The sequence below is a fragment of the Microbacterium sp. NPDC089188 genome (genome assembly GCF_040685155.1).
In the GTDB taxonomy this organism is placed as follows: domain Bacteria; phylum Actinomycetota; class Actinomycetes; order Actinomycetales; family Microbacteriaceae; genus Microbacterium; species Microbacterium galbum.
On sequence record NZ_JBFBHH010000003.1, the window covers coordinates 454,762 to 478,564 of the forward strand.

A 23,803-nucleotide genomic window follows, 5' to 3' on the forward strand; every position below is an offset into this window, starting at 1 on the left:
CGTGCAGCATCAGCCCCGACTCGTAAGGTGGATACATGACCCTCTCGGTCGCCGTCTCCGGCGCTTCCGGCTACGCGGGTGGCGAGATCCTCCGCCTCCTCGCCGACCATCCCGACGTCGAGATCCGCACGGTCACCGCGCATTCCAGCGCCGGCCAGCGGCTCGTCGCCCATCAACCGCACTTGCGCTCCCTCGCGCACCTCGAGCTGCAGCCGACCACGCCCGAGGTGCTCGCAGGTCACGACATCGTCGTGCTCGCCCTGCCCCACGGGCAGTCGGCGCAGTACACCGACGCCCTCACCGGCACCCCGCTCGTCATCGACGCGGGCGCCGACCACCGTCTGACATCGGCGGACGATTGGGCCGCGTTCTACGGCGGAGAGCACCCCGAGCCGTGGGCGTACGGCGTGCCCGAGCTCGTCGTCGGCGGCGTGAAGCAGCGCGAGCACCTCCGCGGGGCCACCCGGATCGCCGCGCCCGGGTGCAACGCGTCCACCGTCGCCCTCTCCCTCGCGCCGGGTGTCGCAGCGGGGGTCATCGACCCGGGCGACATCGTCTCGGTCCTCGCCGTAGGCCCGAGTGGAGCCGGCAAGTCCGCCAAGACGAACCTCCTCGCCAGCGAGATCCTCGGCACCGCGAACCCATATGCCGTCGGCGGTACACATCGCCACATCCCCGAGATCCGCCAGGCTCTGGCCGCCGCGGGGGCGCCGCGCGACGGCATCCGACTGTCGTTCACGCCGGTCCTCGTGCCGATGGCGCGCGGCATCCTGGCCACCTCTTCGGCACCGATCGTCGATGGCGCGACGGATGCCGAGATCCGCGACGCATGGAAGAACGCCTACGCCGACGAGACCTTCGTCGAGCTGCTCCCCGCGGGCGTCTTCCCGCGCACGGCCGACGTGCTCGGCGCCAACATCGCGTCGATGGGCCTGGCGATCGATCGCGCGGCCAATCGCGTGACCGTCGTCGCCGCGGTCGACAATCTCGTCAAGGGCACGGCGGGAGCCGCCGTGCAGTCCCTCAACATCGCGCTGGGCCTCGCCGAGACCACCGCCCTTCCCGTGAACGGAGTCGCCCCGTGAGTGTGACGATCCCCGCTGGTTTCGAAGCCGCCGGCGTCGCCGTCGGTCTGAAGTCGTCCGGTGCGCGCGACGTGGCCGTCGTCGTCAACCGCGGACCGCTCAAGGTGGGTGCGGCGGTGTTCACCTCGAACCGCGCCAAGGCCAACCCCATCCTGTGGTCGGAGCAGGTCGTGAAGGACGGGGTGATCGAGGCCGTCGTGCTCAACTCCGGCGGAGCGAATTGCTTCACGGGATCCTTCGGATTCCAGACCACGCACCAGACCGCGGAGCGCGCGGCGGAGCTGCTCGGTGCGAGCGCGGGCGATGTCGTCGTGTGCTCGACGGGGCTGATCGGCACGGGCGACGAGGTCTTCCGGTCCAAGGTCCTCGACGGCGTCGAGAAGGGCGTCGCCGCGCTCTCGACCGACGGGGGAGAAGACGCTTCGCTCGCCATCATGACCACCGACTCGAAGCCGAAGCGCGCCGCGCACCGGGGGCAGGGGTGGAGCATCGGCGGCATGGCCAAGGGCGCCGGGATGCTCGCGCCGGGGCTCGCGACGATGCTCGTCGTGCTGACCACCGACGTCGTGCTCGACGCGGCCGGCGCCGACGCGGCGCTTCGTGCGGCGACGCATGTCAGCTTCGACCGACTCGACTCCGACGGCTGCATGTCGACCAACGACCAGGTGACGCTCCTGGCGAGCGGGGCCAGTGGCATCCGGGTGGATGCCGAGGAATTCGCCGCAGCCCTCGCCGCCGTCTGCGATGACCTCGCCGCGCAGCTGCAGGGCGACGCCGAGGGCGCGAGCCACGACATCACGATCCGCGTGACGAACGCGGCCAGTGAAGAGGACGCGGTCGAAGTGGGCCGCTCCATCGCCCGCAACAATCTCTTCAAGGCCGCCATCTTCGGCAACGACCCCAACTGGGGCCGCGTCCTCGCCGCGATCGGCACGACCGACGCCGCCTTCGACCCGTACGACGTCGACGTGTGGATGAACGGCGTGCGCGTGTGCACGGCGGGCGGCCCCGATCGCCCTCGCGAGGACGTCGACCTCACGCCGCGCGCCACCGACCTCGTCGTCGACCTCCGCGTCGGCGAGGCCTCGGCCACGATCCGCACCAACGACCTCACGCACGATTACGTCCACGAGAACAGCGCCTACTCCTCATGACCCACGTCGATCTTCAAGACACCGATCCCGCCGCCGCCAGCGAACGGGCCGTCACGCTCGTCGAGTCGCTGCCGTGGGTGCGCAAGTACCGCGATCAGGTCGTGGTGGTGAAGTACGGCGGCAACGCCATGGTCAGCGACGAGCTTCAGGACGCCTTCGCCGCCGACATCGCGTACCTGCGCTACGTCGGCGTGAAGCCCGTCGTCGTGCACGGCGGCGGTCCGCAGATCTCGTCGATGCTCGACCGTCTCGACATCCCCAGCGAGTTCCGCGGCGGGTATCGGGTGACCTCGACCGAGGCCATCGGGGTCGTGCGCATGGTGCTCACCGGTCAGATCAACCCGCAGCTCGTGGCCAAGGTCAACGCGCACGGGCCGCTGGCGACCGGCCTGAGCGGCGAGGACGCGGGCCTGTTCGGCGGTCGTCGACGCGGTGTCGTCGTCGACGGCGTCGAGCACGATCTCGGGCGCGTGGGCGACGTCGTCACCGTCGACCCTCAGCCGGTGCTCGACCACCTCGCCGCCGGTCGCGTGCCGATCGTCTCGAGCATCGCCCCCGACCTCGACCACCCCGGTGCGTCGCTGAACGTCAACGCGGATGCCGCGGCGGCGGCCCTGGCCATCGCGCTGAACGCGAAGAAGCTCGTCGTGCTGACCGATGTGCCGGGCCTGTACGCCGATTGGCCCAACCGCGACTCGCTGGTGTCGCACCTGACCTCGACGGAGTTGCGCGCGATGGTGCCGAAGCTCGAGTCGGGCATGATCCCCAAGATGCAGGCGTGCCTGGACGCCGTCGACGGGGGAGTGCCCACGGCGGCCATCATCGACGGACGTGTGCCGCACTCGGTGCTCGTGGAGCTGTTCACCAACAAAGGAATCGGAACGGAGGTGGTCGCGTGAACGCGGACACGACTCAGGAACCCGCGACGCCCCGCGCCGCCTGGCAGGACGACGCCGGACGCGACCTCGTGCGCAGCTTCGGCGACCGCATGGCGCTGTTCGTGCGCGGCGAGGGCGCGTACGTGTGGGACGGCGACGGGAAGAAGTACCTCGATTTCCTCGCCGGCATTGCCGTCAACGCCCTGGGCCACGCCCACCCGGTGTTCGTCGAGGCGATCACCGCGCAGGCCTCGACCCTCGCTCACGTCTCGAACTACTTCGCCACGCCGCCGCAGCTGGCCATGGCCGCACGGCTCAAGCGCCTCGCCGGCACGGGGGAGTCGGGCCGCGTCTACTTCGGCAACTCCGGTGCCGAGGCCAACGAGGCCGCGCTCAAGCTGGCTCGTCTGCACGGCCGCGGCACAGACCGCACGCGCATCCTCACGCTCAAGGGCGGCTTCCACGGGCGGACGATGGGCGCGCTGGCACTGACCGGCAAGCCCGCTCTGCAGGCCGACTTCCTGCCCATGGTGCCCGGGGTCGAACACATCGACGCCACCATCGAGGCTCTCGAGGCCGCCATGGACGATCGCGTCGCGGCGCTCCTCGTCGAGCCCATCCAGGGCGAGGCGGGCGTCGTCGAGCTGCCGGAGGGCTACCTCCGGGCGGCGCGCGAACTCACCCAGCGCCACGGCGCCCTGCTCATCGTCGACGAGATCCAGACCGGCGCCGGCCGCACCGGCGCGTGGTTCGGCTTCCAGCACGCCGGTATCGTCCCCGATGCCATCACCGTGGCGAAGGGCATCGGCGGCGGCTTCCCCATCGGGGCGCTCATCACCTTCGGGGCCGCGAGCGAGCTGTTCTTCCCCGGCACGCACGGCTCCACCTTCGGCGGCAACGCCCTGGGCACAGCCGTCGGCGGCGCCGTGCTGAACGAGATCGAGTCGGCCGGGCTCGTCGACAACGCCGCCCGGCGCGAGACGCAGCTGCGCGAGGGCATCGCCGCGCTCGGCTCGCCGCTCGTCGCGGGTGTGCGCGGAAAGGGCCTGCTCCTCGGCATCGGCCTCACCAGCCCCGTCGCCAAGGCCGTTGTGGCCGCCGCCCAGCAGCACGGTCTCGTCGTGAACGCCGCGAACGACGACACGATCCGCATCGCGCCGCCGCTGACGATCGGGGATGCCGAGGTCGCCGAGTTCCTCGACCTCTTCGGCGCCGCGCTCGCCACCGTGAACGACGCCCTCATCGTAGGAGTACCCGCATGACCCGCCACCTGCTGCGCGACGACGACCTCACCCCGGCCGAGCAGGCCGAGATCCTCGACCTCGCGATCGAGCTGAAGAAGGACCGCTGGGCCCAGAAGCCGCTCGAAGGACCCCAGACCGTCGCGGTCATCTTCGACAAGTCCTCGACCCGCACGCGCGTCTCGTTCGCCGTCGGCATCGCGGATCTGGGCGGGTCACCGCTGATCATCTCGACGGCCAACAGCCAGCTCGGCGGCAAGGAGACCCCCTCCGACACCGCTCGCGTGCTCGAGCGTCAGGTGGCCGCGATCGTGTGGCGCACCTACGCGCAGGCGGGCCTCGAGGAGATGGCCCGCGGCACCCGCGTGCCCGTGGTGAACGCCCTCAGCGACGACTTCCACCCGTGCCAGCTGCTCGCCGACCTCCTCACCATCCGCGAGCACAAGGGCGAGCTGAAGGGGCTGACGCTGTCGTTCTTCGGCGACGGGCGCAGCAACATGGCCCACTCCTACGTGCTCGCCGGCGTCACCGCGGGCATGCACGTGCGCGTCGCCGCTCCCGACGACTACGCCCCCCGCGCCGATGTGATCGCGGATGCCGAGCGCATCGCCGCCGAGACCGGCGGGTCGGTGACACTGGTGGCCGACCCCGAGGTCGCGGCATCCGGAGCCGACGTCGTCGTCACCGACACGTGGGTGTCGATGGGCAAGGAGGAGGAGAAGATCGCGCGCATCCGCGACCTCGGCGGCTTCAAGGTCACGAGCGAGCTCATGACGAGCGCGGCCGACGACGCGATCTTCATCCACTGCCTGCCCGCCGACCGCGGGTACGAAGTCGACGCCGAGGTCATCGACGGCCCGCAGAGCGTCGTGTGGGACGAGGCCGAGAACCGTCTCCACGCCCAGAAGGCGCTGCTGGTGTGGCTTCTGCGCCAGGGCTGACGTCGCGACTCGGCCGGCTCTGGTCCCGCTTCGACGGGCCGAGCCGGCTGAGCGGCGTGGATCTGGCGCGCGGGCTCGCCGTGCTGGGCATGCTCGCGGCGCACCTCCTCGACACCGAGCGCGTGCTGACCCCCGACCCGGAGTCGTGGATCACGCTGGTCAACGGCCGGTCGTCGATCCTCTTCGCCGTGCTCGCGGGGCTGTCGATCGCGCTCGTCACGGGGGGCACGCGTCCGCTGCCGGCCGAGCGGCGTCCCCGCGCGGCGGCACGCCTGGCGATGCGCGGGGCGATGCTCTGGGTCATCGGGGTGCTGCTGGTGATGACCGGCGTACCCGTGTACGTCATCCTGCCCGCGTACGCGGTGCTCTTCGTGCTCGCGCTGCCGTTCCTCGGCCTGCGCGCGCGAGGTCTGTTCACGGCGGCCGCGGTCTTCGCCCTCGTCATGCCGTGGGTCCAGCCCGTCCTGGATGCCGCGCCCATCTGGTCGGGGCCCGGCGGCGACGAGCTGGCGGCGTTGATCGGGTGGAACTACCCGTTCACGACCTGGATCGCGTTTCTCCTGGCCGGGATGGGGCTGGGCCGCCTCGACCTGCGGGCGCCCGCGCCGCAGGGCCTGCTCGTCACCGTGGGCGGGTCGCTCGCGCTCGCCGGGTACGGAGCGGCGCTGCTCACGGCTCCCGCGGTGCGGGGGAACGCCTATCTCGCGGTCGTCCTGACCGCCGAGGACCACTCGGCGGGGCTGTGGGAGGTCATCGGGTCGGGCGGGTTCGCGATCGCCGTCATCGGCGCGTGTCTGCTGCTGTGCCGCACCCCGCTGCGCTGGGTGGCGGTGCCTCTGCGCGCCGTGGGGTCGATGCCGCTCACCGCCTACGTGCTGCAGCTGGTGGTGTGGGCGATCGTGGCCCTGGCGTTGCTGGGCGACACGTCGGATCTGTACGGCATCCGGGAGGCGGGACTGTTCGCTCCGCTCGTGGCGGGTCTCGTGGTGCTCTGCACGGTCTGGGTGCTCGTGATCGGGCGGGGACCGCTCGAGGCGCTCATCGACAGGGCGGTGCGTGCGGTCGTCGGCGGGGACGTCGTGAGACCGTCGGCGCAGCTGCGCTGAACGGGCGGGCGCCGTCCTCCGGCTCGGGGGATGTCGGTCGCCCTCGGTAGGCTGGGGGGATGAGCAGCGAGACCGGTCAGGCGACGAACGAGGGGGCCCTGTGGGGTGCCCGTTTCTCGGGCGGACCGTCTCCCGAACTGGCGGCGCTGAGCCGCTCCACCCATTTCGACTGGGATCTCGCCCTCTACGACATCCAGGGTTCGCACGCCCACACGGCGGCGCTCGAGGCGGCCGGCTACCTCGACGCCGACGAGGCGCGGGCCATGCACGACGGCCTCGACGATCTCGCCGCCCGCGTGAAAGACGGCTCCCTCGTCGCATCGCCCGGTGATGAAGACGTGCACGGGGCGCTCGAGCGGGTGCTGATCGAGACGGTCGGACCCGCCCTGGGCGGCAAGCTGCGGGCCGGTCGCAGCCGCAACGATCAGATCGCGACCCTCGTCCGGCTCTACCTGCTCGACCACTCCCGCACCCTGACCCGCGAACTGCTCCGTCTCATCGACGCCCTCGTCGCTCAGGCCGAGGCCAACGGCTCCGCGATCATGCCCGGGCGCACGCACCTGCAGCACGCGCAGCCCGTCCTGCTCGCCCACCACCTGCAGGCCTACGGCTGGGCCTTCGTCCGCGGCATCGAGCGGCTGCGCGACTGGTCGGTGCGCGCGTCGGTCTCGCCGTACGGCGGAGGGGCGCTCGCCGGGGCCACTCTGGGGCTCGACCCGCAGCTCGTCGCCGACCATCTGGGCCTGGCCCGCCCGTCGGAGAACTCCCTCGACGGCACCGCGTCGCGCGACGTCGTGGCCGAGTTCGCCTTCATCACCGCGATGATCGGCGTCGACCTGTCGCGTCTGTCCGAAGACGTCATCCTGTGGAATACGCGGGAGTTCGGCTTCGTCACACTCGATGACGCGTATTCGACCGGCTCGAGCATCATGCCGCAGAAGAAGAACCCCGACATCGCCGAGCTCGCGCGCGGCAAGGCGGGGCGTCTGATCGGCAACCTGTCGGGCCTGCTCGCGACCCTCAAGGGTCTTCCGCTGGCCTACAACCGCGACCTGCAGGAAGACAAAGAGCCTGTCTTCGACTCGGTGCGCACCCTCGAGCTCGTGCTCCCGGCGTTCTCGGGCATGATCGCGACGTTGCGCTTCCACGCCGACCGGATGGCCGAGCTCGCCCCGCAGGGGTTCTCCCTCGCGACCGATGTGGCCGAGTGGCTCGTGCGCCAGGGCGTGGCGTTCCGCGATGCCCACGAGATCTCCGGCGCCCTCGTCCGTGCGTGCGAGGAGCGCGAGATCGGCCTGGAAGACGCCGACGACGAGCTGTTGGCCTCGGTGTCTCCGGCCCTGACCCCGGCCGTCCGCGAGGTCCTGACCATCGACGGGTCGGTGGCCAGCCGCACCGGCGTCGGCGGCACCTCACCGGTGCGCGTGGGCGAGCAGCGCGAAGAGCTCGTCACGCGCGCCCAGTCCGCCGCGCGCTCTCTCGTGTCGTGAATATCAGCTTTTCGCTTATCAAAAGCGGTTTATAAGCGTTAGGCTTATCGCATGAGCGTTGCCGTCATCGCGGACATCGTCGCCTCGCGACGACTGGCTGACCGCGCGGGAGCGCAGCGCGCGATCGCCGACGCCGTCGCCGGGGTCGAGAAGGTGCTCCCGGTCGCAACGGCACCTCTCGCCGCGGTGGTCGGAGACGAACTGCAGGGGGAGTACCCCTCGCTGTCGGCGGCCCTCGCATCGCTCCTGTTGCTGCGTCTCGCCCTTCCCGAGGGCGTCGACTGCCGATTCGGGGTCGGGGTCGGCGAGGTGCGACCCATCGCCCTGCAGGGCCGGGAGGTTCCCGAGGGGCCGGCCTGGTGGGCGGCCCGCGCCGCGATCGAGCAGGTCGAGCGGCTGCAGCAGCGCGCCGCGCCGCTCGCGCGCACGTGGATCGAGCCGGCGGAGGGAGAGGATGCCGCCATGACCGAGACCATCGCTCTGGCCACCGCGTACGCCCTGAGTCGCGACCAGTCCGTCTCGGCCATGAGCGAGCGCGCCCGCCGCCTCACCTACGGCCGCTGTCTCGGACGATCGCAGCGCGAGCTCGCCGAGCAGGAGGGGATCAGCCAGTCGGCGGTGTCGCAGGCGCTCGCCTCAGCGGGGTCGGCCGCCATCGTCGAGGGGTACGACGTGCTGGTCGCGGGGGCGCGCGCATGATCGCCGCCGGGCTCCTGCTGCTCGCGGTGGGCGGGGTCGACCTGCTGCGGCGGATGATCCACTCCCGTCGCTGGATCGTCTTCTCCGTGGCCGCGGTGCTGCTCGTCGTCGTCTCGGCCGGGCTCGACGCCGTGGTCGCCGGTGTCCTCGCCGTCGCCGTCGCGGCCATCTGGACGCGGGTGCTGCCTGAGACGGGCGCCGCGCGCGCGGGTCTCTGGCCGGTCGCGCTGCTGGGGCTGGCGGCCGCCGCGTGCGTCGTGATCGCTCCCGGCCGCGCGCGCCCGGGTCTCATCGGCGCCGCCTGGTCCGACTACCGCCCCGGTGAGGCGGTCTCGATCGACGTGGTGCTGCTCGTGGTGGGCTGCCTCGTCTTCCTTCTCGAGTCGGGTAACGCCGTCGTGCGCATCGCGCTGCGCTCCGAGATGGGCGGGGCGGCAGGCGACGAGCAGTCCCCTCCCACCCTCAAGGGCGGACGTCTCATCGGCCCCCTCGAACGCATCCTCGTGTTCGTGCTCACCCTCGCGGGCGCCTACACGCTGCTGGCGGCCGTGCTGGCCGCGAAGGGCATCGTGCGCTTCCCCGAGATCTCGCGCGATCGAGACGACGGCGACCGCGCCGAGTACTTCCTGATCGGCAGCCTCGTCAGCTGGGTGACCTCGCTCGCCGCGGCCTTCCTCGTCTGGTGGGGTGTGAACCCCGGGTGAGCAACCGCTCGCGCAGGCGATGGCGTGCGGTTAGGGTCGAGCGATGCGAGGGGGGACGCGATGACCGCTGAACCGGGATGGTACGACGCCGGGACGCCGGGGAAGCTGCGCTGGTGGGACGGGGCGCAGTGGACGGCGCACGAGGCTCCCGTTCCCGAGGGCCGGGCTCCCGAGGAGGCGCGGCCGTCCATGGTGGCCGAGGATCGGCATCCGCACTCCTCCGCCGGCGAGGCGGACGGGCCGCGGCCCGGGTGGTACGCGACCCGTTCGGAGCTCGTGCGCTGGTGGGACGGGAGAGTCTGGTCCGGCTCGCGCATCCGGAGAGGCCAGGTCGGCGTCGACTGGGCCGTCACCGAATCGCCCGCTGTCGCGTGGACGATGGGAGCGGTCTTCCTCTCGCTCGCGTTCCTGCAGGGGACGTTCGCCGCGACGGCCGGCAGCTGGCCGTTCTCCGCGGTGACGACGCTGCTGCTCGGTGCGCTGTTCCTCGCGATGGCCGCGCAGACCACGGCGGTGCGGCGCACCCCCGCACCTCAGGGCGACCCCCTCGACCCGGATGCCGTGCGGCCGCTGCCCGGGGCGGTGGAGGGCCCCGGAGCGGGGTGGTATCCGATCTCCCGCACGATGAGCCGGTGGTGGACGGGGACGCGGTGGACCGCGTACACGCTGACCCGGTGGGGCATCCGTCCGACGTTCCACGCGGAAGCGGCCCTGCAGACGCTCGTGATCGTCGCCATCCTCGTCGCCGTCCTCGCGGTCGCGGCCGTGATCGCGGGGATCGTGACGCTGGTGCTCGCCGCGGGCGGAAGCGACATCACCGCGATCGTCCGGGGGTGGATGCTCGCCGGGGGCGGGGTCGTCTTCGCCGCTCTGGTGGGCGTCATCCTGGCGATGACCCGCACGCAGACGCGCCTGCTCCTGCTGCCGAGCGAGCCGCCGTCCGTCGCGACGTCTCCGCTTCAGGGCTGAGCGTTCCCGGGTGTCGCGCGTATCGCGGCGCCCCGCCCGCGCGCCGGCGCCCGCTGCCCGAGGACGCCGTCGACAGCCATCCGCGCCCCCGGCGTGCGTGTCCGTCGGTGGAACCGGACCCCGGCATCCGGCGCCCGGCGAGCCCGCTGGTAGCCTGAACCGGTGTCTGCCTCCACCGATGCGGCGCCCGTGAGCGCCCTCGCACCCGCCAACGATCCGACGTTCGACAACGTCTGGGATGAGTTGCTGTGGCGCGGCCTGGTCCACGTCTCCACCGACCAGGACGAGCTGCGCGAACTGCTGTCGGGGGACCCGATCGTCTACTACTGCGGGTTCGACCCGACCGCACCGAGCCTGCACCTCGGAAACCTCGTGCAGCTGCTGCTCATGCGTCGCCTGCAACTGGCCGGACACCGCCCGCTCGGACTCGTGGGCGGCTCCACCGGTCTCGTCGGCGACCCGCGGCCCACGGCCGAGCGCACGCTCAACACGCGCGAGACCGTCGCCGAGTGGGTGGCGATCCTGCGCGCCCAGGTCGAGCGATTCTTGAGCTTCGAGGGCGACAATGCCGCGCGCATCGTCAACAACCTCGACTGGACCGCCCCCCTCAGCGCGATCGATTTCCTGCGTGAGATCGGCAAGCACTTCCGCGTCGGCACGATGCTGAAGAAGGACGCCGTGAGCGCGCGCCTTAACTCCGAGGCGGGCATCAGCTACACCGAGTTCAGCTACCAGATCCTCCAGGGCATGGATTACCTCGAGCTGCACCGGCAGTACGGCTGCGTGCTGCAGACCGGTGGCAGCGACCAGTGGGGCAACCTCACCAGCGGCACCGATCTCGTGCGCAAGGTCGAGGGCGTCTCCGTGCACGCCATCGGCACGCCGCTCATCACCAACAGCGACGGCACGAAGTTCGGCAAGAGCGAGGGCAACGCCATCTGGCTGGATGCCGAGATGTGCAGCCCGTGGGTGATGTACCAGTTCTGGCTCAACACCGACGATCGCGACGTGATCGAGCGGCTCAAGGTGTTCACCTTCCTCTCGCGCGCCGAGATCGACGAGTACGCCCGTCTGGTCGAGGACGAGCCCTTCCGTCGCGCCGCGCAGAAGCGTCTCGCGCGCGAGGTCGTCACGACGGTGCACGGCGCCGACACGACCGACAGCGTGATCGCCGCGACCGAGGCCCTCTTCGGCCAGGGCGACCTGACCGGACTGGACGCCACGGTGCTCCGCACGGCGCTGCAGGAGCTGCCGCACGCGACCGTCGCCGCCGGCTCGAGCGTCGTGGAGGCGCTCACGGCCACGGGCCTGTCGTCGAGCCTGAGCGACGCGCGGCGCGCGATCGCACAGGGGGGTGTCTCGCTCGACGGCGCGAAGGTCGCGAGCGACGACGCGGTCGTGGAAGGGACGCTCCCGGGCGGGGTGTCGGTGCTGCGGCGCGGCAAGAAGACCCTCGCGGGACTCTTCCTCAGCTGACATGCCGTTCACGCCGAGCCACGCCGTCGTCGCACTGCCGTTCGTGCGCACGCGGCTGGTCCCGGCGGCGATCGCGATCGGGGCGATGACCCCCGACCTGCCGCTGTTCGTGCGCGGGATGTGGCCCGACTACGGCCTCACCCACGACTTCGCATGGCTGCCGGTGACGGTCGTCGTCGCCTTCGTCCTACTGCTCGTGTGGCGGTGCGCGCTGCGCCCCGCGACGCGCGAGCTGCTGCCGCGGCCGGTGGCCGAGCGGTTGCCGGCGCAGTGGGACACGGATGCCCGCGCGGGGGTGCGCGAGAGCGTCGGCGGGGGAGCCCTCGGCATCCTGTGGCTCGTCCTCTCGCTCGCGCTCGGCGTCGCCTCGCACATCGCCTGGGACCTCTTCACCCACGAGGGGCGCACGGGGGAGGAACTGCTCCCCGCCCTCGCGGAGCGCTGGGGCCCCTTCTCGGTGACGAAGTGGCTGCAGTACGGGTCGGGGGTGTTCGGGCTGGCCGTGCTGGGGATCTTCGCGCTGGTGTGGCTGTCACGGCATGCGCCCCAGCCCGTACGGAGGGTGCTTCCGGAGGCCGCCCGCTGGGCGTGGTGGCTCTCGCTCCCGGTTCTGCTGGTCGTGGCATCCCTCGTGGCGCTGGGGGCCAACGGCGGGTTCGGCGAGGAGTACACCACCACCCACCTCATCTACGGTGTGCTGACGAAGGTCGCCGCCGCGTGGGCCGCGCTGACGGTGGCCCTGGCGCTGTTCGTGCAGGCGCGTCGCGCGCGGGTGGCTGTCCGCGCGGGGTAGGGGCGCCCGGAGCCCTCGGTGAGGAGGCGGCTGAGCTCGTCGGAGTCACCGGGCGATCGTGCGCGGGGTGGTGGCGCCTCGGGGAGCGATGGGCAGCGGGGCCCGGTCCCTTCGACGGGCTCAGGGACCTCGGTTGCGTGGCTCGGGACCTCGGTTGCACGGTTCGGGGGCGCCGCCCGCGGGTCACACCGGGCGGGAGAGCGGGCGGCGGTTAGACTCGGAACCGTTATGACGAAGGCGGGAGACTCGGTGTCGGCGAGCACGAAGGGCACGAAGACGGGCGCGGACGAGGTCATCCTCGGACCCACCGGACGCCCCTACCAGGGGTTCCCCACCCCGAAGCCGCTCGACGGACACGGTCCCGCCCGCATCATCGCGCTCTGCAACCAGAAGGGCGGCGTCGGCAAGACGACGACGACCATCAACCTCGCGGCCTCCCTCGCAGGCTACGGCCGTCGCGTCCTCGCGATCGACTTCGACCCGCAGGGCGCGCTGTCGGCGGGTCTCGGCATCCAGACGCACGACGTGCCGACCATCTACGACCTGCTGCTGGACACCAAGCGCGACCCGCGCGAGGTCATCGTGCACACCCGCGTCGAGGGTCTCGACGTGATCCCGGCCAACATCGACCTGTCGGCGGCCGAGGTGCACCTGGTCAACGAGGTCGCCCGCGAGACGATCCTGGCCCGCGTGCTGCGCAAGGTCGCGGCCGACTACGACGTGATCCTCGTCGACTGCCAGCCCTCGCTCGGTCTGCTCACCGTCAACGCCCTCACCGCGGCGCACGGCGTGCTCATCCCGCTCGAGTGCGAGTTCTTCGCCCTGCGCGGTGTCGCACTGCTGGTCGAGACCATCGACAAGGTGCGTGACCGCCTCAACCCGGCGATCGAGCTCGACGGGGTGCTCGCGACGATGTACGACCCCCGCACCCTCCACTCGCGCGAGGTGCTCGAGCGGGTGGTCGAGGCGTTCGGCGACGACGTGCTCGAGACGGTGATCGGTCGCACGGTGAAGTTCCCCGACGCGTCGGTCTCGGGCATGCCGATCACGGAGTTCGCCCCCGAACATGCCGCCGCTCAGGCCTACCTGCGGCTGGCGCGGGAGCTGGTCGCCCGTGGCGCCGTCGCCTGACGACACCCCCACGGGCAGCCCCGTCGCGGCGCCGCCGGGTCCCGAGCCTGCGGAAGGCACTGACGCGGCGAGTCCCGGTGGCTTCGACGGGCTCAGCCACCTCGCGACCGGCGACCCCCTCCCTGCTGAGGTCCCTGAGCCTGTCGATGGGACCGGGACCGACGCTGGCGGTTTCCGCGTTTCCCTGCCCGACTTCGACGGACCCTTCGACCTGCTGCTGACGCTCATCTCGCGCGCTGAGCTCGACGTGACCGAGGTGGCCCTCAGTCGGGTGACCGACGAATTCATCGCCTATCTGCGCGCCCTCGGCCCCGACGCCGACCTCGACGAGGCATCGGAGTTCCTCGTCGTCGCCGCCACCCTGCTCGACATGAAGATCGCCGGACTGCTCCCGCAGGGAGAGCTCGTGGATGCCGAATCGGTGGCGCTGCTGGAGGCCCGCGACCTGCTCTTCGCGCGTCTGCTGCAGTATCGCGCGTTCAAAGAGGTCTCGGCCTGGTTCGCGCGCTGCCTCCAGCGCGAAGACAAGAGGCACACGCGCGCCGTGCGCCTCGACGAGAAGTATCGCAGCGCGGTCCCCGAGCTGAAGTGGACCCTCACCGCCGCCGACTTCGCGGCGCTGGCCGTCGTCGCCCTCGCCCCGAAGCAGATCCCGACCGTGGGACTCGATCACCTGCACGCCCCGCTCGTCAGCATCCGTGAGCAGGCCGCGATCGTCGTCACGCTGCTGCGCTCGGCGGGCACGCTGAACTTCCGGGATCTCGTCGCAGGTGTCACCGAGACGGGGGTCGTCGTCGCGCGCTTCCTGTCGATCCTCGAGCTCTACCGCCACGCCGCCCTGTCGTTCGAGCAGCTGGAGCCCCTCGGTGAGCTGACGCTGCGCTGGACCGCCGAACGGTGGTCCGAAGAGAACCTCGCCGCCCTCGGAGCCGACTATGACCGCTGATCCCATGACTTCGCCCGCGGCGCAGGAAGCGCCTGCGGGGCCCCCGACCGCCGAGACCGCGCCCGCGCCATCTCCCGCGCCGCGTTCGGCCGACCCGGCATCCGTCGCTCGTCGCCTCGAGGCGATTCTGCTCGTGCTCGAGGAGCCGCAGAGTCTCGTGAGCCTCGCCGCCGCGGTCGGCGCTCCGGTTTCGGCCGTCCGCCAGGCGGTCGAGGCGCTCGTCGCCGACTACGACGGCGAGACCGGGGGACCGCGCCGCGGGTTCGAGCTGCGCGAAGTCGGGGGCGGATGGCGCCTGTACGTGCGCGAGGAGTACGACGTCGTCGTGGGGGAGTACGTCAACACGCAAGCGCCCTCGCGACTGTCGCAGGCCGCGTTGGAGACCCTGGCCGTCATCGCGTACAAGCAGCCCGTCACGCGCGGACAGGTGGCATCCATCCGCGCCGTCAACGTCGACTCGGTCGTGCGCACCCTGCTCGCCCGCGGACTGATCACCGAGGTGTTCACCGACCCCGACACGGGGGCGATCCACTACGGCACGACCGATCAGCTGCTGATCAACCTCGGCATCAACTCGCTCGACGAGCTGCCGCACATCTCGCCGTTGCTCGACGACGGCTCGGACGGATTCGACGGAGAGGTACTGAAATGAGCGACGCTTCGACAGGCTCGACGACCGGGGGCGCAGGCTCGGCGAGTGAAGAGGGCGTGCGCCTGCAGAAGGTGCTGGCCAACCGGGGAGTGGCGTCACGCCGCGTCGCCGAGCAGATGATCGTCGAGGGGCGCGTGCGCGTGAACGGCCTCGTCGTCACCGAGCTGGGCCGCCGCATCCACCCCGAGACCGACCTCGTCGACGTGGACGGGACCGCCATCCAGCTCGACGAGTCGAAGCGCTACGTCATCCTCAACAAGCCCACCGGGGTCGTGAGCTCGATGAGCGACGACCGCGGCCGCCCCGACCTGCGTCGGTACACGAAGGACTGGGACGAGCGGCTGTACAACGTCGGACGACTGGATGCCGACACGAGCGGCCTGCTCGTACTGACCAACGACGGCGACCTCGCCCACGTGCTCGCGCACCCTTCGTTCGGGGTGACCAAGGTCTACATCGCGAAGGTCGAGGGGCAGGTGCTGCCGCAGACCATCCAGCGCCTGCTGAAGGGCGTGGAGCTCGAAGACGGACGCATCGCCGCCGACAAGGCGCGCCTCCTGGACGCCTCGCGGGGGGAGAGCCTGGTGGAGCTGACCCTCCACTCGGGCAAGAACCGCATCGTGCGCCGCATGATGGCCGAGGTCGGTCATCCGGTCGTCGAACTGGTGCGGCGGCAGTTCGGACCCCTTCACCTGGGAACACTCCCGGTGGGCAAGGCGCGCGAGTTGACTACAGTAGAACGTGGTGCCCTGCTCACGCTGTCTCGTCGAGACGGCGACGCTCCGGTGGAGTGAGCCTCCCGGGCGTCTCGCGGTGCGTGCGGCACCGCCCAGGGCAGCAGGAGACCCGATGAGCGAATCGAACGAGGCGTCCGCGCGCGCGGCGGGGCCTTTGGCGACCCGCACGAGCGGCACGGTCCGTGTCGTGGGCTCCGGGCTCCTCGGCGCGAGCATCGGCCACGCACTGACCGCCCGCGGGGTCGACGTGGTGCTCGTCGACGCGTCGCCCTCCCAGCTGCGGCTGGCGATCGATTACGGCGCCGGTCGCGCGGAGCGCCCCGACGACGCCCCCTCGCTGATCGTCGTGGCGGTACCGCCCGACGTCACGGCCGACGTCGTCGAGCGCGAGCTCGCCCGATACCCGGATGCCGTGGTCACCGACGTCGCGAGCGTGAAGCTCGAGCCCCTGCGCACTCTGCGGGCACGCGGGGTCGACCTGACCCACTACATCGGCTCCCACCCCATGGCGGGGCGAGAGCGCGGGGGAGCCATCTCTGCGCGCGCCGACATCTTCGTGGGCCGCCCGTGGGTGGTCTGCCGCGACGGCGAGACCTCGGCGCACGATCTGTCGCTCGTCGAGGGGCTGGCTCTCGACCTCGGCGCGACGCTCATCGAGATGACGCCCGAGGAGCACGACGAGTCCGTCGCGCTCATGTCGCACGTGCCGCAGCTCGTCGCGAGCCTGCTCGCCGGACGCTTCGTGGAGGCGCCCGACGGCTCCCTCCGTCTCGCCGGCCAGGGCGTGCGCGACACCACGCGCATCGCGGCATCCGCTCCCGAACTCTGGGTGCAGATCCTCGGCGCGAACGCCGCCCCCGTGGTCGACGTGCTCGATCGGCTCGCCTCCGATCTCACCGACGTGGCCGACGCCCTGCGCGATCCCGATGTGCCCGGTGCCCGCCGGACGGTGGCCGACACCATCCGCCGCGGCAACGAGGGCGTCGAACGCCTGCCGGGCAAGCACGGACAGAACCGCCGCTTCGATACCTTCGTCGTCATGGTCGACGACACCTCCGGACAGCTGGGCCGCCTCTTCGGCGAGCTCGGAGACCTCGACGTCAACGTCGAAGACCTGCGCCTCGAGCACTCGCCCGGCGCCCCGTTCGGCCTCGCCGAGATCAGCGTCGTGCCCGACGCGGTCCGTCGAGCCGTCGACGGACTCCAGCAGCGCGGATGGCGGATTGCGAGCACCACCCATGACTGAATCCCTCCTCAAGCCCGCCTTCGGCGCCCCGGCCGAGGGGTCGGCATCCGCGGCTCCCGTCGTCGTCGCGATCGACGGCCCCGCCGGCAGCGGCAAGTCGAGCGTGTCGAAGGCTGCGGCCGCGCGCCTCCGCTACGGCTTCCTCGACACCGGCGCCGCCTACCGCGCCCTCGCGTGGCACGCGCTCGAACACGGGGTCGACACCTCCGACGCCACCGCGGTGCTCGAGGTGTTCGGCGACTTCGACTACGCCATCTCGCTCGACACCATCGACCGGTGGGTGCGCGTCGGGTCCACCGACGTCACGGCCGCGATTCGGGAGCCCCGGGTCACCGACGCGGTGAGCGGGGTGGCGCGCGTCGCCCCCGTGCGGCACGCGGTGAACGAGCTGTTCCGTCGGCTCGTGGCATCCGCGGGTCTTCCCGGCGTGGTGGTGGAGGGGCGCGACATCACGACGGTCGTGTACCCCGACGCGCCCGTGCGCATCCTGCTGACCGCGGCCCCCGAGGTGCGGGCGGCCCGACGCAGCAAAGAACTCACCTCGCAGGACGCTGCGGCCGTCGCCGCGGCTCTGCACAAGCGGGATGCCGCTGATTCCACGGTCGTCGACTTCCTCACCGCCGCGCCCGGCGTCGAGGTCGTCGACTCGACCCACCTCGATTTCGCACAGACCGTCGACGCCGTGTTGAGCGTCGTCGAGAACACGATGGGAGCCCGCGATGGGCGTTGAAGAAGACGAATACGAAGGCGGGCCCGACCAGCTCGCCGAGAAGATGCAGAACCTCGACGAGGCGCTCGCCGAGCAGCGAGCCGAAGCACTGCGTGCGGGCCTCGCCGACTTCGACCTCGACGAGGACGACGCCGAACTGCTCGCGGGGCTGGCGTCGGGCGACGGCGAGATCGAGTTCCTGCCCGCACTGCCGGTCGTCGCGATCGTCGGTCGGCCGAACGTCGGCAAGTCGGCGCTCGTGAACCGCATCCTCGGTCGCCGTGAGGCGGTCGTCGAAGACACCCCCGGTGTCACGCGCGACCGCGTCACGTACAAGGCCGAGTGGCTCGACCGCCGCTTCTCGCTGGTCGACACCGGCGGGTGGGAGCCCGACGCGAAGGGCATCGACCGCTCCGTCGCCGCCCAGGCCGAGGTCGCGATCGACCTCGCCGACGTCGTGCTGTTCGTGGTGGATGCCACGGTGGGGGCGACCTCGACCGACGAGCACGTCGTGAAGCTCCTGCGCAAGAGCAAGAAGCCCGTCTTCCTCATCGCCAACAAGGTCGACGACGCCCGCCAGGAGCCCGAGGCCACGGCCCTGTGGAACCTCGGCCTCGGCGAGCCGCACCCGGTCTCGGCCATCCACGGTCGCGGCGTCGCCGACCTGCTCGACGAGCTCATGAAGGTGCTGCCCGAGGTCTCGGCGGTCGCGAAGTACGAGATCGGCGGACCGCGCCGCGTCGCGATCCTCGGTCGCCCGAACGTCGGCAAGTCGTCGCTGCTGAACAAGGCCGCGGGCGAGGAGCGCGTCGTCGTCAACGAGCTCGCGGGCACCACCCGCGACCCCGTCGACGAGGTCGTCGAGCTCGGCGGCAAGCTCTGGACGCTGGTGGACACCGCCGGCATCCGGCGCCGCGTGCACCTGTCGCAGGGGGCCGACTTCTACGCGTCGCTGCGCACCTCGACCGCGCTGGAGAAGTCCGAGGTCGCGGTCGTCGTGCTCGATGTGTCGCAGCCCATCAGCGTGCAGGACCTCAACATCATCGACCTCGTCCTGGAGTCGGGTCGCGCTCTCGTGCTGGCGTTCAACAAGTGGGACCGCTTGAACGACGACGACATGGAGAACCAGGACCGTCGGCGCTACCTCGAGCGCGAGATCGAGCAGGACCTCGCGCACGTGGCGTGGGCTCCGCGCGTGAACATCTCGGCCCGCACCGGCCGTCACCTCGACAAGCTCGTGCCGGCGCTCGAGACGGCGCTGGAGTCGTGGGACACCCGCATCCCCACCGGCAAGTTCAACGCCTTCCTCTCGGAGCTCGTCGCGGAGCACCCGCATCCGCTCCGCGGCGGCAAGCAGCCCCGCATCCTGTTCGGGACGCAGGCGGCGACGCGTCCGCCGACATTCGTGCTGTTCACGACCGGGTTCCTCGACCCGGGCTACCGCCGGTTCATCCAGCGGCGCCTGCGCGAGATCTACGGCTTCGAGGGCACGCCGATCGTGCTGAACATGCGTATCCGCGAGAAGCGCCAGCGCTGAGCCGCGCGTCCGACGCCCCGGTCCCTCCTCTGGGGGTCGGGGCGTTCGCGTCGCCGCGGGCGGTCACTGCGACGCGTGCCGGGGTCGCGGGGCGATGTCCGGCGAGGCGCCGGGGGCGCAAGATGGTGGGTGCCTGTCGTCTCGGCGTCATCCCGCCGGGATGCCGGCCGGCTGCTCGTGGCGAGTCCCGTGCGGGGCCGGATGCAAGGGTCCGCGGCCGCGAGCCGGGTGCCGATACAGTGCACGGGCGACGGCGGGGGCCGTGGCATCCCTGATCCCTCCCGGAGGCGCGCCATGACCGCGATCGCACCACCCCTCGACCAGCCCTACTACGGCGCGCCGCTTCGCGCTGCCGTCAGGCGGTTCTTCGCGAAGTACGCGACCTTCCGCGGACGGGCGAGTCGCAGCGAGTACTGGTGGTGGGTCCTGACCGGGACCGTCGTGGGCACCGTGCTGAACGCGCTGCCGACACTGACCGACGGCGTGCGGATCGAGGCCGACGGCTCGACGACCATCACGGGACCGCACGGGGTGATCCTCTCGCTGATCTGGATCGTCTGGGCCCTCGGCACGATCGTGCCGACACTGGCCGTGCTGGTGCGGCGCCTCCACGACACCGGGCGGAGCGGCCTGTGGGTGCTCGTCGGGATCGTGCCCCTCATCGGCGTCCTGGTGCTCCTCGTCTTCACGGTTCAGGGGCCGCGGCCGGAGGGTGCGCGCTTCGACGTGTGAGTCGTCATGGAGCGTCGTTCTCGTACGGCGGGCGTGCAGTCTCGATACAGTGCACGAGCGGGGGGCGATCAGCCGCCGCGTCGGGCATCATCCGTCATCGTGTCAGGGGGACACACATGTCGTACACGCAGAGCACTACTCCGCTTTCTCAGCCGCTCTACGGCGCCTCGTTCGGCGCCGCCGTGCAGCGCTTCTTCAAGAAGTACGCGACCTTCCGCGGTCGCGCCAGCCGCAGCGAATTCTGGTGGTGGGTCCTCGCGAACGCGCTGGTCTCCATCGTGCTCAGCGTTCTGGCGCTGCTCACCGGCGGACCGGGGGTCGACGAATTCGGACAGACCGCCGTGCCGTCGGGTCTCGGCTTCGTGTTCTACGTGATCCTGTTGCTGTGGGGCCTCGCGACGTTCGTGCCGCATCTCGCGCTCATCGTGCGCCGTCTGCACGACACCAACCGCAGCGGGTTCTGGATCTTCATCGGGTTCGTTCCGCTCGTCGGCGGCATCATCCTCTTCGTCTTCGAGCTGCTGCCCAGCGATCCGCGCGGAGCGCGATTCGACGCCTGATCTCGATACCGAACGTCCCGGCCCCCATGGGGTCGGGACGTTCGCGTGTGCGGGGAGGATGGATGCCGCCGGCCCTGCGCTCGGCATCCGCTCGCGAGCGGCGTCGGTGGCGGTACCGGGGGCCCTGCCCGTCCACCACGCCGTCTCGGGGCGGCTGTCAGACGGACGCCGCCGGACGCACGAGGGCGGTCCGGTCGGGCTCGACGAATCCGTACTTCCGGTACAGGCCGTGCGCGTCGCTGGTGAAGAGCGTCCAGCGGAAATGCGGGCCCGGACCCTCGTCGATCATCAGCGACACGAGACCCTGGCCGATGCCGCGACCGCGGTGCCCCTCGACGACGAAGACGTCGGCGAGGTAGCCGAAGGCGACCCCGTCGGAGATCGCCCGTGCGAAGCCGACGAGCTCGCCGGTGTCGCGGCGATAGGCGGCGACGAGGCGCCACGCGCTGTCGAGCTGAGCCTCTACGTCGGCGCGGGTGCGCCACCGGGCCCAGTAGGCCTCGGTGCTCAGCCACTGCCAGACCGCGTCACGGTCGATGCGCCGGGGGTCGTCGTCGAATTCGTACTCCACCCGTCAAGTGTGGCGCGTTCCGCGGCGGGATATGACGCACGGCGGCGCTCCCACCCGACGGCTGTGCCAGGCTGGACGGGATGACGATCGAGCCTCCCGCCCCGGGCGAACCGCGGCGACCGCACGGGCCGCGCGACCCCGGCGACGCGTGGGTCGTCGCGCCCACGGGCGAGAAGTACTGGGGACGTTTCGGCGCGGCGGGCCTGCTCGCCCTCGACCCCGAGCGCGGCGTGCTGCTGCAGCACCGGGTCTCGTGGAGCCACTTCGGCGGCACCTGGGCGCTGCCCGGCGGAGCGCGTCACGAGGGGGAGTCCGCTCGCGACGGTGCCCTGCGCGAGTCGACGGAAGAGGCCGGTGTGCCCGTGGATGCCGTGCGCGCGCGCTTCGAGAGCGTCCTCGATCTGGGTATCTGGTCGTACTCCACGCTCGTCGCCGACGTCACGACGCCCTTCGATCCGGTCATCAGCGACCCCGAGAGCGTGGCCCTCGAGTGGGTCGCGGTCGATCGGGTGACGGACCTTCCCCTGCATCCCGGATTCGCCGCGGCCTGGCCGGCGCTGCGCGCAGCGCTGGGCTCTCGTCCGGCGATCGTGGTCGACGTGGCCAACGTCATGGGGTCGGTTCCCGACTGCTGGTGGAAGGATCGCGCGGGAGCCGCGACCCGCCTCGTCACGAAGCTCTCCCGTCTCGCCGAGCAGGGGGTGGATGCCGACCTCCTCGGCCTCTCCGCCACGCGTTGGTTCCCGCGGGTGGTCGCCGTGCTGGAGGGACAGTCTCGGGCGGCGGAGCCGGTGGCTCCGGCCCTCGAGGTGCGCCGCGCCCCGGGTGAGGGTGATGACGAGATCGTCGAGGCCGTGCGCGGGCTCGTGGGGGCGTTCGATCCCGTCGTGGTGGTGACCGGCGACCGTGAGCTCGCGGCCCGCGTCGAGGCTCTCGGCGCGACCGTGCGCGGCGCACGCTGGGCGCTGGATCAGCTGGGCTGACGGCGCTTCCGACCGGCGGCGATTCCCTTCCCGGCGAGGTGGCTGAGCTTGTCGAAGCCACCGGTCTGGACCCGAACATCGGGCCGCGTGAGGGAGCTCAGCTTCTCGGGGCCACCGGTCCCTTCGACATGCTGAGGGACCTGGCGTAGCGCGGAAGGTGGCTGAGCCTGTCGAAGCCATCGGTCCCCGCGACCGGCGCAACGACCGGACGCAGCCCCGCGTGGTGCGACGCCGACGGGCTCAGTCGAGCTCGCGGCCGCGCAGCTTCTCGATCTCGCGGCGGTCGCGCTTCGTGGGGCGTCCCGCGCCGCGGTCGCGGACGGGCACGAACGGCATGCTCTCCTTCGACGGGGGCGGGGGAGTGCGATCGTCCACCGACTCGGCCACCAGAGCGGCACCGACGCGCTTCGCGATGGTCTTCTTCACGACCAGGATGCGATCGAACCCCTGGATGCGCACGCGGAGCTCGTCGCCGGGACGCACCGGCTGAGCCGCCTTCGCCCGTTCGCCGTTGACGCGCACGTGTCCGGCGCGGCACGCCGTGGTCGCAGCCGAACGCGTCTTGTAGACGCGCACCGCCCACAGCCACGCGTCGACGCGAGCGGTGGTCGTGGCATCCGTCATCTCAGGTCCTTCGTCGGCGAACCTCCATCGTAAGACGGGCGATCAATCGCGGAGAGTGAGGGAGACCAGGGCGCGGTCGGGCTTGGGGCGGTCGACGATGTCGAAGCCGGCATCCTGGAAGACCGCCACCGTGCCGCGGAACAGCTGATCAGCCGAACGCTTCTGGACCGACGGATCGAGGGGGTAGCCCTCGACGACGCGGGCACCGCCCTCACGGGCGAAGGTCACCGCGGCATCCAGGAGGGCACGGGTGAGGCCGGTGCCCCGGTGCTGCTCCCGCACCACGAAGCACGACACGGCCCACACGTCGTCGGCGTCGAGAGGCTGCACGGTCGCGGTCTTGACGTCGCGCGTGCGGGCGAGGCGCGGCTGCGCGAGACGTGGACCGACCCGGACCCACCCGGCCGGCTCGCCGTCGACGTAGGCGATGAGGCCGGGCGCCCTTTCGCTCCGCGTCTCGGCGCGGAACCGCTCCGTCAACTGGCTGCGCGATTCGTCGTTGAACTGCGCGTTGGTGAGCAGCCACCACTGGCACTGACAGCCGGGGCCGTCGCCGCTGTCGAGGGCCGTCTCGGCGTCGTCGAAGCGGTCACCGGTGGCGGGCAGGATCTCGATCGTCATGTCGCGACGCTAGCGAGGGGGTCCGACATCGACAAGGGCATCACGTCGTTCGACGCGGCGCCACACGCCCGGGGTGGGCGCTGGTTCGCGACGGTGTCGGGGAGGGGCTAATATAGGGGAGTTGCCCGCTCGCGGGTAACGGGATGTGGCGCAGCTTGGTAGCGCACTTGACTGGGGGTCAAGGGGTCGCAGGTTCAAATCCTGTCATCCCGACAGTT

25 protein-coding genes and 1 tRNA gene are annotated in these 23,803 nt (G+C 71.4%); 23 read left to right on the forward strand and 3 right to left on the reverse strand.

The genetic code is table 11. The annotated features are described in order from the left end of the window. Positions 1-35 precede the first annotated feature (35 nt). The 21 genes from argC to AB0N80_RS12145 all read left to right on the forward strand — a co-directional run bounded on the left by argC (position 36) and on the right by AB0N80_RS12145 (position 20,786). Positions 36-1,085 carry an N-acetyl-gamma-glutamyl-phosphate reductase gene (gene argC / locus AB0N80_RS12045; protein ID WP_363578825.1) on the forward strand — a complete coding sequence of 350 codons (1,050 nt, stop codon included), beginning with the start codon at positions 36-38 and terminating at the stop codon, positions 1,083-1,085. Further along, complete coding sequence (gene argJ, locus AB0N80_RS12050; RefSeq protein ID WP_363578826.1) at positions 1,082-2,239, forward strand: bifunctional glutamate N-acetyltransferase/amino-acid acetyltransferase ArgJ; 1,158 nt, start codon at positions 1,082-1,084, stop codon at positions 2,237-2,239. Before argC ends, argJ begins: the two co-directional genes overlap by 4 nt. Then, entirely contained in the window at positions 2,236-3,138 is a 903-nt protein-coding gene (gene argB, locus AB0N80_RS12055; protein WP_315993061.1) for an acetylglutamate kinase, read from the forward strand. The genes argJ and argB overlap by 4 nt, the downstream gene beginning before the upstream one ends. An 89-nt stretch (positions 3,139-3,227) precedes the next feature. Further along, positions 3,228-4,379 (forward strand): acetylornithine transaminase, encoded by a 1,152-nt coding sequence (locus tag AB0N80_RS12060; RefSeq protein WP_363578945.1) that lies wholly within the window; start codon positions 3,228-3,230, stop codon positions 4,377-4,379. Next, on the forward strand, positions 4,376-5,299 hold the full coding sequence (gene argF / locus AB0N80_RS12065; protein ID WP_315993060.1) for an ornithine carbamoyltransferase: 924 nt from the start codon (positions 4,376-4,378) through the stop codon (positions 5,297-5,299). Before AB0N80_RS12060 ends, argF begins: the two co-directional genes overlap by 4 nt. A 56-nt stretch (positions 5,300-5,355) precedes the next feature. Next, complete coding sequence (locus tag AB0N80_RS12070) at positions 5,356-6,405, forward strand: heparan-alpha-glucosaminide N-acetyltransferase domain-containing protein (RefSeq protein ID WP_363578827.1); 1,050 nt, start codon at positions 5,356-5,358, stop codon at positions 6,403-6,405. Between the two features lie 59 nt (positions 6,406-6,464). Further along, entirely contained in the window at positions 6,465-7,895 is a 1,431-nt protein-coding gene (gene argH / locus AB0N80_RS12075) for an argininosuccinate lyase (protein WP_363578828.1), read from the forward strand. 51 nt (positions 7,896-7,946) lie between these two features. Continuing rightward, complete coding sequence (locus tag AB0N80_RS12080) at positions 7,947-8,594, forward strand: SatD family protein (protein WP_315993057.1); 648 nt, start codon at positions 7,947-7,949, stop codon at positions 8,592-8,594. Then, the gene (locus AB0N80_RS12085) at positions 8,591-9,298 is read left to right on the forward strand and encodes a hypothetical protein (RefSeq protein WP_363578829.1); all 708 of its coding nucleotides are present in this window, start codon (positions 8,591-8,593) and stop codon (positions 9,296-9,298) included. Before AB0N80_RS12080 ends, AB0N80_RS12085 begins: the two co-directional genes overlap by 4 nt. 60 nt (positions 9,299-9,358) lie before the next feature. Next, positions 9,359-10,267: a DUF2510 domain-containing protein gene (locus AB0N80_RS12090; RefSeq protein WP_363578830.1), complete on the forward strand. Its 909-nt coding sequence runs from the start codon at positions 9,359-9,361 to the stop codon at positions 10,265-10,267. A gap of 162 nt (positions 10,268-10,429) precedes the next feature. Beyond that, positions 10,430-11,743, forward strand: a complete 1,314-nt coding sequence (gene tyrS, locus AB0N80_RS12095; RefSeq protein WP_315993054.1) for a tyrosine--tRNA ligase — start codon at positions 10,430-10,432, stop codon at positions 11,741-11,743. 1 nt (position 11,744) lies between these two features. Then, positions 11,745-12,536, forward strand: coding sequence for a DUF4184 family protein (locus AB0N80_RS12100; protein ID WP_363578831.1), 792 nt, complete (start codon positions 11,745-11,747; stop codon positions 12,534-12,536). Between the two features lie 228 nt (positions 12,537-12,764). Then, positions 12,765-13,667, forward strand: coding sequence for a ParA family protein (locus tag AB0N80_RS12105; RefSeq protein WP_315993052.1), 903 nt, complete (start codon positions 12,765-12,767; stop codon positions 13,665-13,667). 184 nt (positions 13,668-13,851) lie between these two features. Beyond that, on the forward strand, positions 13,852-14,613 hold the full coding sequence (locus AB0N80_RS12110) for a segregation/condensation protein A (RefSeq protein ID WP_315994572.1): 762 nt from the start codon (positions 13,852-13,854) through the stop codon (positions 14,611-14,613). Further along, positions 14,603-15,265 (forward strand): SMC-Scp complex subunit ScpB, encoded by a 663-nt coding sequence (gene scpB, locus AB0N80_RS12115; protein ID WP_363578832.1) that lies wholly within the window; start codon positions 14,603-14,605, stop codon positions 15,263-15,265. Before AB0N80_RS12110 ends, scpB begins: the two co-directional genes overlap by 11 nt. Further along, positions 15,262-16,059, forward strand: coding sequence for a pseudouridine synthase (locus AB0N80_RS12120; protein WP_315993050.1), 798 nt, complete (start codon positions 15,262-15,264; stop codon positions 16,057-16,059). The genes scpB and AB0N80_RS12120 overlap by 4 nt, the downstream gene beginning before the upstream one ends. Before the next feature lie 55 nt (positions 16,060-16,114). Beyond that, positions 16,115-17,248 (forward strand): prephenate dehydrogenase, encoded by a 1,134-nt coding sequence (locus AB0N80_RS12125; protein WP_315993049.1) that lies wholly within the window; start codon positions 16,115-16,117, stop codon positions 17,246-17,248. Next, entirely contained in the window at positions 17,241-17,978 is a 738-nt protein-coding gene (cmk, locus tag AB0N80_RS12130) for a (d)CMP kinase (RefSeq protein ID WP_363578833.1), read from the forward strand. Before AB0N80_RS12125 ends, cmk begins: the two co-directional genes overlap by 8 nt. Further along, entirely contained in the window at positions 17,968-19,494 is a 1,527-nt protein-coding gene (gene der, locus AB0N80_RS12135) for a ribosome biogenesis GTPase Der (RefSeq protein WP_315993047.1), read from the forward strand. Before cmk ends, der begins: the two co-directional genes overlap by 11 nt. Positions 19,495-19,788: 294 nt before the next feature. Then, entirely contained in the window at positions 19,789-20,226 is a 438-nt protein-coding gene (locus tag AB0N80_RS12140; RefSeq protein ID WP_315993046.1) for a DUF805 domain-containing protein, read from the forward strand. A gap of 116 nt (positions 20,227-20,342) precedes the next feature. Then, complete coding sequence (locus tag AB0N80_RS12145) at positions 20,343-20,786, forward strand: DUF805 domain-containing protein (RefSeq protein ID WP_315993045.1); 444 nt, start codon at positions 20,343-20,345, stop codon at positions 20,784-20,786. Between the two features lie 157 nt (positions 20,787-20,943). Here the strand turns inward: AB0N80_RS12145 and AB0N80_RS12150 are convergent, their stop codons facing one another. Next, a complete protein-coding gene (locus AB0N80_RS12150; RefSeq protein ID WP_363578834.1) occupies positions 20,944-21,357 on the reverse strand; it encodes a GNAT family N-acetyltransferase in 414 nt (137 codons plus the stop codon). An 80-nt stretch (positions 21,358-21,437) separates the two neighbouring features. Between AB0N80_RS12150 and AB0N80_RS12155 the strand changes: the two genes are divergently transcribed. Beyond that, complete coding sequence (locus tag AB0N80_RS12155) at positions 21,438-22,340, forward strand: NUDIX hydrolase (RefSeq protein ID WP_363578835.1); 903 nt, start codon at positions 21,438-21,440, stop codon at positions 22,338-22,340. Positions 22,341-22,580: 240 nt separating this feature from the next. On the opposite strand, the gene AB0N80_RS12160 is transcribed toward AB0N80_RS12155, so the two are convergent. Both AB0N80_RS12160 and AB0N80_RS12165 read right to left on the reverse strand, forming a co-directional pair. Beyond that, a complete protein-coding gene (locus AB0N80_RS12160; protein ID WP_076674808.1) occupies positions 22,581-22,964 on the reverse strand; it encodes a S4 domain-containing protein in 384 nt (127 codons plus the stop codon). A 42-nt stretch (positions 22,965-23,006) separates the two neighbouring features. Further along, the gene (locus AB0N80_RS12165; RefSeq protein WP_363578836.1) at positions 23,007-23,585 is read right to left on the reverse strand and encodes a GNAT family N-acetyltransferase; all 579 of its coding nucleotides are present in this window, start codon (positions 23,583-23,585) and stop codon (positions 23,007-23,009) included. A 139-nt stretch (positions 23,586-23,724) separates the two neighbouring features. On the opposite strand from AB0N80_RS12165, the gene AB0N80_RS12170 reads away from it, so the two are divergent. Next, positions 23,725-23,798: transfer RNA gene (locus AB0N80_RS12170), tRNA-Pro, on the forward strand. Positions 23,799-23,803: the final 5 nt, after the last annotated feature.

What these genes read in the sequence shown, in the direction of transcription:
- argC (WP_363578825.1), top strand. Translation starts at nt 36, where the DNA reads ATGACCCTCTCGGTCGCCGTCTCCGGCGCTTCCGGCTACGCGGGTGGC.
- argB (WP_315993061.1), top strand. Translation starts at nt 2,236, where the DNA reads ATGACCCACGTCGATCTTCAAGACACCGATCCCGCCGCCGCCAGCGAA.
- AB0N80_RS12060 (WP_363578945.1), top strand. Translation starts at nt 3,228, where the DNA reads ATGGCGCTGTTCGTGCGCGGCGAGGGCGCGTACGTGTGGGACGGCGAC.
- argF (WP_315993060.1), top strand. Translation starts at nt 4,376, where the DNA reads ATGACCCGCCACCTGCTGCGCGACGACGACCTCACCCCGGCCGAGCAG.
- argH (WP_363578828.1), top strand. Translation starts at nt 6,465, where the DNA reads ATGAGCAGCGAGACCGGTCAGGCGACGAACGAGGGGGCCCTGTGGGGT.
- AB0N80_RS12080 (WP_315993057.1), top strand. Translation starts at nt 7,947, where the DNA reads ATGAGCGTTGCCGTCATCGCGGACATCGTCGCCTCGCGACGACTGGCT.
- AB0N80_RS12085 (WP_363578829.1), top strand. Translation starts at nt 8,591, where the DNA reads ATGATCGCCGCCGGGCTCCTGCTGCTCGCGGTGGGCGGGGTCGACCTG.
- AB0N80_RS12090 (WP_363578830.1), top strand. Translation starts at nt 9,359, where the DNA reads ATGACCGCTGAACCGGGATGGTACGACGCCGGGACGCCGGGGAAGCTG.
- AB0N80_RS12100 (WP_363578831.1), top strand. Translation starts at nt 11,745, where the DNA reads ATGCCGTTCACGCCGAGCCACGCCGTCGTCGCACTGCCGTTCGTGCGC.
- AB0N80_RS12105 (WP_315993052.1), top strand. Translation starts at nt 12,765, where the DNA reads ATGACGAAGGCGGGAGACTCGGTGTCGGCGAGCACGAAGGGCACGAAG.
- scpB (WP_363578832.1), top strand. Translation starts at nt 14,603, where the DNA reads ATGACCGCTGATCCCATGACTTCGCCCGCGGCGCAGGAAGCGCCTGCG.
- AB0N80_RS12120 (WP_315993050.1), top strand. Translation starts at nt 15,262, where the DNA reads ATGAGCGACGCTTCGACAGGCTCGACGACCGGGGGCGCAGGCTCGGCG.
- AB0N80_RS12125 (WP_315993049.1), top strand. Translation starts at nt 16,115, where the DNA reads ATGAGCGAATCGAACGAGGCGTCCGCGCGCGCGGCGGGGCCTTTGGCG.
- cmk (WP_363578833.1), top strand. Translation starts at nt 17,241, where the DNA reads ATGACTGAATCCCTCCTCAAGCCCGCCTTCGGCGCCCCGGCCGAGGGG.
- der (WP_315993047.1), top strand. Translation starts at nt 17,968, where the DNA reads ATGGGCGTTGAAGAAGACGAATACGAAGGCGGGCCCGACCAGCTCGCC.
- AB0N80_RS12140 (WP_315993046.1), top strand. Translation starts at nt 19,789, where the DNA reads ATGACCGCGATCGCACCACCCCTCGACCAGCCCTACTACGGCGCGCCG.
- AB0N80_RS12145 (WP_315993045.1), top strand. Translation starts at nt 20,343, where the DNA reads ATGTCGTACACGCAGAGCACTACTCCGCTTTCTCAGCCGCTCTACGGC.
- AB0N80_RS12155 (WP_363578835.1), top strand. Translation starts at nt 21,438, where the DNA reads ATGACGATCGAGCCTCCCGCCCCGGGCGAACCGCGGCGACCGCACGGG.
- AB0N80_RS12160 (WP_076674808.1), bottom strand. Translation starts at nt 22,964, where the DNA reads ATGACGGATGCCACGACCACCGCTCGCGTCGACGCGTGGCTGTGGGCG.
- AB0N80_RS12165 (WP_363578836.1), bottom strand. Translation starts at nt 23,585, where the DNA reads ATGACGATCGAGATCCTGCCCGCCACCGGTGACCGCTTCGACGACGCC.